Annotated in this window: 9 protein-coding genes, 2 tRNA genes and 1 pseudogene; 8 read left to right on the top strand and 4 right to left on the bottom strand. The window is 76.8% G+C overall.

Translation table 11 applies throughout. From position 1 onward, the window contains the following. Window positions 1-205: pseudogene (locus ACFV0G_RS07715) on the bottom strand (serine/threonine protein kinase); the annotation flags it as partial. Window positions 206-209: 4 nt separating this feature from the next. Here ACFV0G_RS07715 and ACFV0G_RS07710 point away from each other — a divergent pair. Then, window positions 210-662, top strand: coding sequence for an NPCBM/NEW2 domain-containing protein (locus tag ACFV0G_RS07710; protein WP_380543261.1), 453 nt, complete (start codon window positions 210-212; stop codon window positions 660-662). 41 nt (window positions 663-703) lie between these two features. On the opposite strand, the gene ACFV0G_RS07705 is transcribed toward ACFV0G_RS07710, so the two are convergent. The 3 genes from ACFV0G_RS07705 to ACFV0G_RS07695 form a co-directional block, all read right to left on the bottom strand. Beyond that, the gene (locus ACFV0G_RS07705) at window positions 704-1,390 is read right to left on the bottom strand and encodes a DsbA family oxidoreductase (RefSeq protein ID WP_380543258.1); all 687 of its coding nucleotides are present in this window, start codon (window positions 1,388-1,390) and stop codon (window positions 704-706) included. A gap of 102 nt (window positions 1,391-1,492) precedes the next feature. Then, on the bottom strand, window positions 1,493-2,059 hold the full coding sequence (locus tag ACFV0G_RS07700) for a universal stress protein (protein WP_380543255.1): 567 nt from the start codon (window positions 2,057-2,059) through the stop codon (window positions 1,493-1,495). A 71-nt stretch (window positions 2,060-2,130) separates the two neighbouring features. After that, the gene (locus ACFV0G_RS07695) at window positions 2,131-4,266 is read right to left on the bottom strand and encodes an asparagine synthase-related protein (RefSeq protein WP_380543252.1); all 2,136 of its coding nucleotides are present in this window, start codon (window positions 4,264-4,266) and stop codon (window positions 2,131-2,133) included. 773 nt (window positions 4,267-5,039) lie between these two features. Between ACFV0G_RS07695 and ACFV0G_RS07690 the strand changes: the two genes are divergently transcribed. The 7 genes from ACFV0G_RS07690 to ACFV0G_RS07660 all read left to right on the top strand — a co-directional run bounded on the left by ACFV0G_RS07690 (window position 5,040) and on the right by ACFV0G_RS07660 (window position 12,151). Continuing rightward, a complete protein-coding gene (locus tag ACFV0G_RS07690; RefSeq protein WP_380543249.1) occupies window positions 5,040-6,461 on the top strand; it encodes an MFS transporter in 1,422 nt (473 codons plus the stop codon). 52 nt (window positions 6,462-6,513) lie between these two features. Further along, a tRNA-Ser gene (locus ACFV0G_RS07685) sits at window positions 6,514-6,575 on the top strand. Between the two features lie 294 nt (window positions 6,576-6,869). Continuing rightward, a complete protein-coding gene (locus tag ACFV0G_RS07680; RefSeq protein WP_380543246.1) occupies window positions 6,870-8,459 on the top strand; it encodes a TROVE domain-containing protein in 1,590 nt (529 codons plus the stop codon). Between the two features lie 71 nt (window positions 8,460-8,530). Next, window positions 8,531-9,766, top strand: a complete 1,236-nt coding sequence (lhgO, locus tag ACFV0G_RS07675) for an L-2-hydroxyglutarate oxidase (RefSeq protein ID WP_380543243.1) — start codon at window positions 8,531-8,533, stop codon at window positions 9,764-9,766. 92 nt (window positions 9,767-9,858) lie between these two features. After that, entirely contained in the window at window positions 9,859-10,689 is an 831-nt protein-coding gene (gene trmB / locus ACFV0G_RS07670; protein WP_380543240.1) for a tRNA (guanosine(46)-N7)-methyltransferase TrmB, read from the top strand. A 106-nt stretch (window positions 10,690-10,795) separates the two neighbouring features. Continuing rightward, window positions 10,796-12,031 (top strand): PrsW family intramembrane metalloprotease, encoded by a 1,236-nt coding sequence (locus ACFV0G_RS07665; protein WP_380543237.1) that lies wholly within the window; start codon window positions 10,796-10,798, stop codon window positions 12,029-12,031. A gap of 46 nt (window positions 12,032-12,077) precedes the next feature. Next, window positions 12,078-12,151, top strand: a tRNA-Met gene (locus ACFV0G_RS07660). Window positions 12,152-12,193: the final 42 nt, after the last annotated feature.

The raw sequence follows: 12,193 nt of genomic DNA, 5'->3' as shown, positions 1-12,193 counted from the left end.
CAGCGCCGGTCCCGTCCCCCTCGCCGTCGGTCGAGCCGCCCGCGACGCCGGATCCCGGTCCGTCCCCGTCGCACGTGCCGTCGCCGACGCCTGCCGTGCCGTCGGCACCGCAGTCGCCGTCGCCGGCGCGCACGGTGCCCTCCCCGGTCCCGAGCAGCCCGCCGACCGGGGCGCCCGAGCCGCCCGCGCCCACACCGACGTCCACCCCGGTGCCCGATCCGGCCGTGTTCTGGCTGGACCGGCTGCCGTTCGGCGGCTCCGCGCACCGGGACACCGAGGCCGGGCCCACCATCCGCCGCGGTGGCGGGCTGCTCGCCCGACTGCCGCTGGTGCGGATCGGCGACGGGGTGTACCGGCATGCGCTGGCCGCCCGGGTGCCGTCCGGTGTCGCGATCGACCTGAACCGCAGCTGCACCTCGTTCGACGCGGTGGCCGGGCCGGACGCGGTGACGGTGGGGCAGGGCGCCCTGGTGTTCAGCGTGCAGGGCGACGACGGCGAGGTGCTGTGGCGGTCGGCCGCCGTCCGGCCGGGCGACGGGCCGGTCCGGGTGCATGCGCCGCTGGCCGGCCGGCACTCCGTCCGGCTGGTGGTCGAACGCCTGGCGGACCGCTGGTCGCTGATCGACGTGGCCGACTGGGCGGATGCCCGGCTGACCTGCTGAGCCGTCGGCGCGGTAGCCGGGCGCGGGCCCGGCCGGCGGGGTCAGACCGCGCAGGCGCCGTCCGCGCAGGCCTCGGCGTCGCCGTCGGCGGCGACCGCGGTCTCCTCGGCGACCTGCTGGAGCACGCGCAGGAAGGTGTCGGCCTCCTGGCCGCCCTGCACGGCCCACCGGCCCTCGAAGACGAAGGTCGGCACCGCGCTGATGCCCAGCGCCCTGGCCTCGGCCAGCTGGGCGCGGACCTCGTCGGCGCCCTCGTCCCCGGCCAGGTAGGCCGTGACCCGCTCGGCGTCCAGGCCCGCGGCGACCGCGACCTCGGCCAGCTGCGCCCGGTCGGCGACGTCCGCGCCGTCGGTGAAGTGCGCCTTCAGCAGCCGCTCCTTGAGCTCGCCCTGGACCGCGGCGCCGTACTCGTTCTCCGCGAGGTGGAGCAGCCGGTGGGCGAGGAAGGTGTTGGCGTGCAGCGCCGCGTCGAAGTCGTAGGTGATGCCCTCGGCGCGGCCGAGCTCGGTCACCCGGGCGTCCATGGCGACCGACTGCGGCCCGTAGCGCTCGGCGAGCCAGGCGCGGTGCGGGGTCGCCTGCTCGGGCGCGTCCGGCACCAGCTGGTACGGCCGGTAGACCACCTCGACGCCGTCCTTGCCCGGGAAGCGGTCCAGCGCCTGCTCGAAGCGGCGCTTGCCGATGTAGCACCAGGGGCATGCGATGTCGCTGTAGATCTCGACCTTCATGGCGGGGGGTCCTGCTTTCGGAGGGGACGGACGTTCACGAGTTGAACACTCAACGACCGGTCGCCATTCCCGCCGCCCCGCGGGGGGACCTCCCCGCCCGGGTCAGTCCGGCAAGGACGGCGGGGCGGTGGCCCGGACGGGTACGGGGGCCGGGGCGCCGGCCGGCCCGGGCACCGGCGGGGCGGGCACCACCAGGACGGGGCAGCCGGAGTGGTGCACCACCGCGGTGCTGACCGATCCGAGCAGCAGCCGGGTGAAGCCCCCGTTGCCGCGGGTGCCGACCACCAGGGTGTGCTGCCCGGCGGTCGCGGCGAGCAGGACCTCGATCACGCTGCCCAGGACCACGTGCAGCGACACCTCGCCGCCGTACGGCCGGGGCCGGGCCGCCTGCACGGTCGCCACGGCGCGGCGCAGCCCGTCCGCCATGCTGTCGGTCAGCAGCTCGATGCTCTGCTGGACGAGCTCGGCCATGCCGGGCGGGTAGCCGGCGGGCGAGGGGTTCACCACGGCCAGGACGTACAGCGGCAGGCCGAACAGTTCGGCCTCGGTCATCGCGCGGTCCAGGGCCCACAGGGAGCCGTCGGAGCCGTCGCAGGCGGCCAGGATGCCGGGGCGGTCGGCACCGGGCGACTCGGGGCGGACGGGCAGGGAGTTCTTCGCGGCGGCCACCCGGCCATGATGCCGCGTCATCCGGGCGGCCCCGGGGCCTGACGCGCCGGGCCCGGTGGTGTCGGGCCCGGTCAGGCCGGGCGGGCCAGCGCGCGGCGCTCGACCGGGGGGAGGCCCGTCCAGCAGGAGCCGTGGCGGCGGGCGGCGACGCGGCGCAGCCAGAGCTCGGTGGCCACCAGGTCGGCGAGTCCGGCCAGGGTGCCGGGCGGCAGCTCGGTGGCGGGTTCGGCGGCGGAGAAGAGGGTGCGGCGCACGGCGGGAAGGTCGATCAGTCCGGCCTCGGCGAGGAGCGGCTCCCGGAACAGTTCGGTGAGTCCGTCGGAGGCGCGGCGCAGCCCGTGCCGGGCGGCCTCGGCGCGGTCGGGCCGCGGGCCGCGGCCCCAGTCCTCGGGCAGGTCGGTGCGGCCGGCGCCGGTGAGGACGGAGCGGAGCAGGGCGTGCCGGGCGCCGGGGTGGAGCCGGGTGTCGTCGGGGAGCAGCCGGGCCGCGCGGACGACCTGGTTGTCGAGGAACGGTGCGTGCAGGCGCTGGCCGTGCTGTTCGGCGGCCTGGACGAGGGTGCGGTAGGCGGCGGCGTGCCGGTGCAGGGCGAGCCTGGCCCGGCGCGCGCCGGGGTGTTCGACGGGGGCCGGACCGCGGGCGGCGACCCGCAGCCGCTGGGCGACGGTGGCGAGGGCCTCGTCGGAGAGCCAGCGGGCGGCCGGGCCGGGCACGGTCCAGGCCAGGTCGGCGGCGGAGCCGGCGCCGGCCGGGCCCCGGGATCCGCCGGGCCTGCCGAAGTGCCGGACGGTCAGCTGGACGGCGAGGTCGTCGAGTGCGTCGGCGTACCGGGCGCGGGCGAGGCGGTGGGCGGCGCGCAGCACCGTCACGGGGGTGCGGACGGCGCCGGTGAGGGCGCCGGCGGCGGCGCGGTCCGCGCCCGCGAGGGCGGCGAGCGGCGCGATGAGTTCGCGGGAGCGGCCGGCCCGGATGAGGTCGGCGAGCCGGGCGGGGTGGCCGTCGAGGACCTGCCGGGCGCCGTAGCCGGTGAGGTGGTCGGCGCCGCCGGCGTGGAAGCGGTCGCCGAGCCGGGCGGCGGCGGTGAGGGCGGGGCCGGGTTCGTCGGTGAGGGGTCCGGCGAGCGGGTCGTCGGCGACCTCGGTGTAGGGGAGGCCGGACGGGACGACGATGTGCTTGAGCCGCGGGGCGTCGACGGCGAGCGCCGGCCGGTCGGCCTCGCCGTGGGTGACGGCGGCGAGGGTCTCCGGTTCCGGTCCGGCCGGGTTCTCGGTGCGGGCGGGGCGGGCCCACGAGCCCTTGACCGCTCCGCTGCGCGGGGCCTCGTCGGCGGGGCGCCGGCGGCCGGGGGGTGCGGCAGCCGCGGGGCCGATCGGGACGGCGGCGGCGAGCAGGGCGACGGTGGCGGAGCCGGTGCCGTAGGAGAGGTCGACGCCGAGCCGGGGGCGGTCGGGCGGGGCGGCGGCGCTGGTGCGGATCCGGCAGCGGACGGCCTCCAGCAGTGCGCGGGTGAGTTCGCGGACGGCGGGTGCGTCGTCGCGCGGCCCGTCGGCGGGGTCCTGGTCGTAGCCGGAGAGGTAGGGGCGGCCGCCGCGGATGCCGAGGGCGTGCCCGGGCGGGACGCGGTGCACCCCGGCGTACGGGGTGCCGGCGCCGAGTGCCTCGGGTGACTCGGGGCAGGCGAGCAGGGCGGCGAGGTGGCCGGTGTCGACGGGTGCGCCGACCAGGTCGGCGAGCGGCAGGGCGGCGGTGGCGTACGCGGTGCCGCCCTGCCAGGGGGTGTGGAAGACCGGCTGGGCGCCGGCGAGGTCGGTGAGCAGCACGGTGGAGCGGGTGCCGGTGCGCAGCACGACGGTGTAGCTGCCGGGCCACCTGGTGAGGTGGCGGACGGCGCCGCCCCCGGGGGCGGCGAGTCCGGCGGCGAGTTCGGTGTCGGTGGCGCCGCAGCGGCCGAGGACGGCGAGGCGGGTGGTGGCGGGGGTGTCCGGCGGTTCGTCGGCGGGGGTGCCGGGTGCGGCGCCGGTGCTGACCACGGGGTCGGTGCCGGGGCGGAGGGTGACCAGGCGGATCTCGTCGGGGCGCCAGTCGCCGACGGCCCAGAGCGGGTTGGGCCCGGTCCACAGGGTGGTGGCGGCGAGCGGCCGTACGGCGCTGGGGGTGGGGCCGGCCGCCGTGGCCGGTCCGCCGCTCCAGCCGGTGAGCCACCGCATCCGCGCCTCCGCCTGACGAGGGTCGGGCGCACCGGTCCGTGCGGGATGCGCCGCAGGAGACATCGTGCCACCGGATGAGCCGGGTGTGACCGGAGTTGCGGTGACCGGTGGCCGCGGCTTCCGGCCGTTCCCGGGGGCGGTGACGGGGTGTCGGCGGTGCGGGCGCGGCGCGCGGGCGGTCCCGGATGAGGGTGTGCGCGGCGGGGCGGGGGCGGCGGCGGGCCGTGGACGGCACCGGGGCCCGGCCGGCGGACGGGCCGGCCGGGCCCTCGATGGCCCCGCGTCGGCCCGGGCCGCCCCCTCCGCGGCCCGGGTCGTCCCCCGTACGCCCGTGGCATGGACATAGCCGAATGGCCGAAAGGCGCCGTACTGCCCGGGAGGGCATCCGCATGCCCTCCCGGACCGACCACCGCCCGCGGGGATGGGGACGGCGGTTCCCCCGGCCCGCCGGGTCCTCGACGGCGGGCCGATCCACGGGGTCCAGCGAACTGCCCACCTGCCGATGCGGCCAGGGGGCACGGGTGGGCGCACGTCGGCACGGGACCGGAGCACGGGGGTCCGCGGCGGGCCCTGCGGAGGGCGGCGTTCCGCCGTCCGCCGCCGGTGCACTCCCCGATGGGCGGTCCGCAGGCCGTTCGGGCGCGCGATCCCGCCATCCGGAATGCGTCCTCTTAACCCTCGGAACCCGTCCGACTACGCTAGGTACAGCGGGTGGCCGCAGGTAGCGCGCCGCCCTATCGCGCACGACCTCGCCAGGGGGTGCCACCGCCACCATGACCACCAGCTCACGAGGGCCGAACGAACGGCTCGGTGCACTCCTCTCGCTCGCCCAGATCAGCAATGCCGGCCTCGCCCGCCGGGTCAACGACCTCGGCGCGCAGCGCGGTCTGACACTGCGTTACGACAAGACCTCGGTGGCCCGCTGGGTGACCAAGGGCATGGTGCCGCAGCGGCCCGTGCCGCACCTGATCGCGACCGCGCTCGGCAGCAAGCTGGGCCGCCCGGTGCCGCTGGAGGAGATCGGGCTGGGCGACACCCAGCCGACCCCGGAGCTGGGGCTGGAGTTCCCGCGCGAGGTCCCGGAGGCGGTGCGCTCGGCGACCGAGCTGTGGCGGGTCGACCTGGATCTGCGGCGGGGGCCGGGCGGAGGCCGCTGGAGCGACAGCCTGGCGGGCACGTTCTCGGTGTCGGCGTACGCGACCCCGGTGTCCCGGTGGCTGATCACGCCGGCCGACGGCTCGGTGGCCCGGGAGCCGCTGGACCCGGACCGCTCCGGCTACCGGGTCGGCCACTCGGACGCCGCGAAGCTCCGCGAGGCGGCCCAGGAGGCCCGCCGCTGGGACTCCAAGTACGGCGGCGGTGACTGGCGTTCGTCGATGGTGCCGGAGTGCCTGCGGCTGGAGGCGGCGCCGCTGCTGCTCGGCTCGTACAGCGACGCGGTGGGCCGGGCGCTGTTCGGGGCGACGGCCGAACTGACGCGACTGGCGGGCTGGATGGCGTTCGACACCGGGCAGCACGAGGCGGCGCAGCGGTACTACATCCAGGCCCTGCGCCTGGCCCGGGCGGCGGGCGACGTGCCGCTCGGCGGGTACGTGCTGGCGTCGATGAGCCTCCAGGCGGCGTACCGGAACTTCCCCGAGGAGGCGGTCGACCTGGCCCAGGCGGCGTTGGAGCGCAACCGGGGGCTGGCCACCGCGCGGACGATGAGCTTCTTCCACCTGGTGGAGGCCCGGGCGCAGGCGAGAGCCGGGAACGCGGCGGCGTGCGGGACGGCGCTGGCGGCCGCGGAGAACGCGCTGGACCGGGCCCGCCCGGGCGACCCGGACCCCAGCTGGATCGACTTCTACGCCTACGACCGGCTGGCCGCGGACGCCGCCGAGTGCTTCCGCGACCTGGGGGTGCCGGCGAAGGTCCGGCAGTTCACCCGCGAGGCGCTGGCCCGCCCGACCGAGGGGTACGTGCGCTCGCACGGCCTGCGGCTGGTGGTCTCGGCGATGGCCGAGGCGGAGGCCGGCGACCTGGAGGCGGCGGTGGCGGCCGGCGAGCGCGCGGTGGAGGTCGCGGGCCGGATCTCCTCGCAGCGCAGCCGGGAGTACGTGCTGGAGATGCTGCGGCGCCTGGCGCCGTTCCAGGACGAGCGCCGGGTGCGGGAGTTGACGGAGCGGGCGCGGCTGGTGCTGGCGGGCAGCCCGTAATTCGGATGCAGGGCGGCCGCTGGCGGGGCTAACGTCGTCCTCGTCCAGGTGCGCAGGCGGAGGTTACTTCCACTGTCAATGGGCAGGTCGCGGGTTCGAATCCCGCCGCCGGCTCTCCTTGCCGGTGTAGCTCAGTCAGGTCAGAGCAGCTTCGTCACCTCAGCCGCTTCGGTTCTCTGGACACCCAGTCTTCGCACCTCCCGGTGCGCAGGCACCGGTTACTTCCTCCACGAAACCACCGGTGCCGCTTTCGATCTCGGGAGGCACAGCGCCGGGGCGTCCGGTGCGCAGGCCGCGGTTACTTCCAGTGGAGCGCCCTCGTGGTGCTGTGAAGCCCCGTCACCGCTGCCGTTCCCGCGATCTCGGACGCCCCGCGCCGTACCGTGCCTCCCCGCAGGGGGAATCCACATGTCGCGCTTCAACATCCGCCGCAGCAAGACCGCTCCGACCTCGCCCGTGACCACGACCGGGCGCCGCACCGCCAACCACGAGGGCGGGGCCGGCCACCTGCGCGACGAGAAGTCCGAACTTTTCCTGCTGGCCGTCGCCAACCTGGTCGGCCAGGACACCTTCTACGAGCGCGGCGGTGCCCGCGACGACCGGTACACCGCGCTGGTGCGCAGCCTCGCCGTCAGCGACCCGGCGTGGACGCTCGGCCTGCTGCGCTGGCTGCGGTACGGCGCGGCGATGCGCACCGCCTCGCTGGTCGGCGCCGCCGAGTTCACCCGGGCCCGGCTGGACGCCGGCGCGCCGGGCTGGTCCCGCCAGGCGGTGGACGCCGTCCTGCAGCGGCCGGACGAGCCGGGCGAGCTGCTGGCGTACTGGACCTCCCGGTACGGCCGCGCGCTGCCCAAGCCGCTGAAGCGCGGCGTCGCCGACGCCGTGCAGCGGCTGTACACCGGCCGGGCGCTGCTCAAGTACGACACCGCCTCCAAGGGCTTCCGCTTCGGCGACGTCCTGGAGCTGACGCACCCCGCGCCGGACGCCGGGAAGCCGTGGCAGGGACCGCTGTTCCGGTACGCGCTGGACCGCCGGCACCGCCCGGACGAGGCCGTCCCGCCGGCCGGCGACGACCTGCTGAACGCCAACCGGGCGCTGCTCGCACTGCCGGTGGCCGAGCGGCGGGCCGCGGTCACCGGGCCGGGCGGCGCCGAGCGGCTCGCCGCCGCGGGCATCACCTGGGAGGCGCTGGCCGGCTGGCTGCAGGGCCCGCTGGACGCGGCCGTCTGGGAGGCGGTCATCCCGTCGATGGGTCCGATGGCGCTGGTGCGCAACCTGCGCAACTTCGACCAGGCCGGGGTCTGCGACGAGGTGGCCGAGCAGGTCGCCCGCCGGATCTCCGACCCCGGCGAGGTGCGGCGCTCGAAGCAGTTCCCGTTCCGCTACCTGGCCGCGTACCACCACGCGCCGTCGCTGCGGTGGGGCCACGCGCTGGAGAAGGCGCTCGGCCACTCGCTGGCCAACGTGCCCGCGCTGCCCGGGCGCACCCTGGTGCTGGTCGACCGCTCCGGCTCGATGTTCGACCGGCCGAGCGCGCAGACCCAGCTCAACCGGGCGGACTCCGCGGCGATCTTCGGCACGGCGCTCGCCCTGCGGGCCGCCGACGCCGACCTGGTCGAGTTCGGCACCACCAGCCGGCGGATCGAGACGGAGCGCGGCGAGGCGGTGCTCAAGGTGCTCGGCCGGTTCTCCGACCTCGGCGGCACCGAGACCGCCCGGGCGGTCAGGCAGCACTACCGCGGCCAGGACCGCGTGGTGATCATCACCGACGAGCAGGCGTACGGCTGGGGCGGCGACCCGCTCGCCGCGGTCCCGGCGCAGGTCCCGGTCTACACCTGGAACCTGGCCGGCTACCGGGCGGGCCACGCGGCCTCCGGCGGCGCCCACCGGCACACCTTCGGCGGCCTGACCGACGCGGCGTTCCGGCTGATCCCGCTCCTGGAGGCCGGCCGCAACGCGGCCTGGCCGTGGGAGGCGGAGGCCGTCCGCGCGGCCTGAGCGCTCTCGACCGGCCCCGCCCGCCGTGACACCATCGCAGCGGGCGGGGGCAGCCGAGCGAAGGGGCCGAAGTGCGCTACGACGTCGACGTGCTGGTGGTGGGGGGCGGCATCGTGGGCCTGTCCACGGCCTACGCCCTGACCAGGGCGCAGCCGGGGCTCGCCGTGACGGTGCTGGAGAAGGAGCCCGGCCTGGCCGCGCACCAGACCGGCCGCAACAGCGGGGTCATCCACAGCGGCGTGTACTACCGGCCCGGCTCGTTGAAGGCCCGGTACGCGACCGGCGGTGCCGCGGAGATGGTCGAGTTCTGCCGGGAGCACGGCATCCCGCACGAGGTGACCGGCAAGCTGATCGTCGCGACCGGCGAGGACGAGCTGCCGCGGCTGGCCGCGCTCGCCGAGCGCGGCCGCGCCAACGGCATCCCGGTCACCGAGCTGGACCCGGCGGGCATCGCCCGGTACGAACCGGAGGTCCGCGGGATCGCCGGGCTGCACGTCGGCACCACCGGCATCTGCGACTTCCCGGCGGTGGCCCGGCGCTACGGGGCGCTCGCCGAGGAGAAGGGCGCGGTGCTGCGGACGGGCACGGCCGTGCAGGCGGTGGCCCGGCGGCCCGACGGGGTGACCGTGCAGACCACCGGCGGCGAACTGCGCTGCGCCGTCCTGGTCAACTGCGCCGGCCTGCACAGCGACCGGGTGGCGCGGCTGGCGGGGGACGACCCGGGGGTGCGGATCGTGCCGTTCCGCGGCGAGTACTACGAGCTGGCCGAGGACCGACGCGGCCTGGTGCGGGGGCTGGTCTACCCGGTGCCCGACCCGGCGTTCCCGTTCCTCGGCGTGCACCTGACCCGGGGCGTCCACGGCGACGTGCACGTCGGTCCGAACGCCGTCCCGGCGCTCGCCCGCGAGGGCTACGACTGGCGCACGATCCGCCCGCGCGACCTCGCCGGGACGGCGGCCTTCCCCGGCACCTGGCGGATCGCCCGGCGGCACTGGCGGTACGAGCTCGGCGAGCTGCACCGCTCGCTGTCCAAGAACGCCTTCACCACGGCCGTCCGGCGGCTGCTGCCGGCCGTCACCGCGGCCGACCTGGTGCCCGCGGCGGCCGGGGTGCGGGCCCAGGCGGTCGCCCGGGACGGCTCGCTCCTCGACGACTTCGCGTTCGCCGGCTTCGACCCGGAGGATCCGTCCTCGCCCCGGCGGGCGGTGCACGTGCTGAACGCGCCCTCGCCGGCCGCGACCGCGTCGCTGCCGATCGGCCGCGAGGTCGCCCGGCGGGCGCTGGCCGCGCTGGCGGCCGGCGGCTGACGGTGCGGCGGCGGGAGGGGCGCCGGGTGCGGCCGCGGATGAGACCGGGACCACGCCGGGGCGCCGCCGGGCCCTCGTAGAATGGGGCGATTGTGACTGCCACCGCCCCCAGCCCCGAGCTGTCCCCGTCCGCCCGGCTGTCCGCCGCTCCCGCGGCGTACCCCGCGCCGATGTACCCGCACAAGGCCACCGAGGCCCAGCACCGCGAGCGCCGGATCCGCAGCTTCCAGCCGCGCCGCGGCCGGATGACCAACGCGCAGGCCGACGCCCTGGACCGGCTCTGGGAGCGGCACGGCCTCGCGATCGACGGCACCCCGCTCGACCTGCCGACGCTCTTCGGCGGCCTGCCGGTGACGCTGGAGATCGGCTTCGGCATGGGCGAGACCACGGCGGCGATGGCCGCCGCGGACCCGTCGACCGGCATCCTGGCCGCGGACGTGCACACCCCGGGGCACGGCAACCTGCTGCAGTTCCTGGAGCGGGACGGTTCGTCGAACGTCCGCCTCGCCGCGGGGGACGCCGTCATCCTGCTCCGCGACATGCTGCCCGACGCCTCGCTCGCCGGGCTGCGGATCTACTTCGCCGACCCGTGGCCGAAGCCGAAGCACCACAAGCGGCGCCTGGTCCAGCCGCACTTCCTGGAGCTGGTGCTGCCCAAGCTGGCGCCCGGCGCCCTGGTGCACTGCGCCACCGACTGGGAGCACTACGCCGAGCAGATGCTGGACGTGCTCTCCGCCGTGCCCGAGCTGGAGAACCTGCACCCGGAGGGCGACGGCTCCGACTGGCTGGAGCCCGCCGAGCGCCCGGCCGGCAGTGTGCCCGGCTACGCGCCCCGCCCGGACTGGCGGCCCCTGACGAAATTCGAACGGGCCGGTCTGGCGAAGGGCCACGTGGTCCACGATCTGCTCTTCCGCCGCAGGTAGCAGGGGGTGCGGGCGGCCCTGACGGGCCGTCACCCAGAGTGATCCGGGACGTACGGATCGTCCTGAGGGCTCCCGCCCGCGCGGAGGCGTCGCCTACGCTTTCCGGGTGAGCCGTCCGCCCAGCGGCAGACCGTCCCCCCGAACCGCGGCCCGCCCGGCCGCCGACCCGGCCCCCCGCCCCTCCGGCACCCGGACCATCCCGGGGCCCCGGGCGCGCGGGGTCCACCACGTGCTGCCGCTGTACAACCGGCTGGAGGCGCTGCACCGCTCCCTGCACTACCCGGCGCTGGCCTCGGCGCTGGCGGCGTTCGCGCTGGCCGGCAGCGGCGTGCTGATCATCCGGCTGGTGCAGCGGCAGACCGGCACCACCGGCCTGCTGGTCGGGCTCGGGCTGGCGCTGCTGCCGCTGCCGTTCGTGCTCGGCGCGGTCGCCTGGCTCAACCAGACCGCCCGGGTGCCGCTGCGGCACACGCTGTTCTGCCTGGGCTGGGGCGCCTGCACGGCCACCACGGTGGCGCTGCTGGCGAACGGCTGGGCGAGCGACTTCCTGGTGGCCCACAGCGCGCGCGGCGAGACGCTCGGCGCCGAGTTCGCGACGCCTCTGATCGAGGAGCTCTGCAAGGGCGCCGCGCTGCTGCTCCTGCTGCTGCCGCTGCGCCGACGGCGCCGACCGGCCGCGGCGGGCGCCGACCGGCCGGGCGACGGCCCGGACGCCGAACCGTCCGAACCGCTCCCGCCGGTGCCGCGCCCGCGGGCGGACGCGCCGCCCACCGTGCCGCGGATACGCCGACCGCCGGCCGCGCTGCCGTACCTGCGACCGACGGTGCCCCCGCACGGCGGCGGGCGGGCCAGGGCCCGCGCCAACCCGCGGACGCTGGCCGCGGGCCTGGTGCTGGGGGCGATCACGGCCTGCGGCTTCGCCTTCACCGAGAACGCCCTCTACCTGGGCCGGGCCTTCACCGACGATCAGCAGTCCCGACTGGACTCGATCAGCCTGGGCGAGCCGCCGACGCTGCGCGACTTCGACTCCACCGTGCACACCTTCGTGCTGCGCGCCCTGCTGTCGCCGTTCGCGCATCCGCTGTTCACCGCGCTCACCGGGCTCGGCCTGGCGATCACCCTGACCACCGGGCGCCGCTGGCTGGCCCGGCTGGCCGGTCCGGTCGGCCTGGTGCTGGCGATCAGCCTGCACGGGGTGTGGAACGCGGCCGCGGGCCTGGGCACCGACGGCTTCCTGCTGATCTACGGCCTGGTCATGGTCCCCGCGTTCGCCACCCTGGTCTGCTTCGCCGTCTGGGCCAGGGCGCGCCGCTCACGCCAGCCGGCCGCACCCGACCGGTAACGGATTTCCCTTCCCGGCGGCAGTCACGTAGTGTTGGGTTCACCGACGCGGGGTGGAGCAGCTCGGTAGCTCGCTGGGCTCATAACCCAGAGGTCGCAGGTTCAAATCCTGTCCCCGCTACTCAGTAGCACGAAGGCCCGGCAGACATCGTCTGCCGGGCCT

Origin of the sequence: Kitasatospora sp. NPDC059571, from assembly GCF_042735675.1 — a bacterium.
Classification (GTDB): Bacteria; Actinomycetota; Actinomycetes; order Streptomycetales; family Streptomycetaceae; genus Kitasatospora.
This window is presented reverse-complemented; position numbering and strand designations above follow the sequence as displayed.

What these genes read in the sequence shown, in the direction of transcription:
- ACFV0G_RS07705 (WP_380543258.1), bottom strand. Translation starts at nt 1,390, where the DNA reads ATGAAGGTCGAGATCTACAGCGACATCGCATGCCCCTGGTGCTACATC.
- ACFV0G_RS07695 (WP_380543252.1), bottom strand. Translation starts at nt 4,266, where the DNA reads ATGCGGTGGCTCACCGGCTGGAGCGGCGGACCGGCCACGGCGGCCGGC.
- ACFV0G_RS07690 (WP_380543249.1), top strand. Translation starts at nt 5,040, where the DNA reads ATGACCACCAGCTCACGAGGGCCGAACGAACGGCTCGGTGCACTCCTC.
- ACFV0G_RS07680 (WP_380543246.1), top strand. Translation starts at nt 6,870, where the DNA reads ATGTCGCGCTTCAACATCCGCCGCAGCAAGACCGCTCCGACCTCGCCC.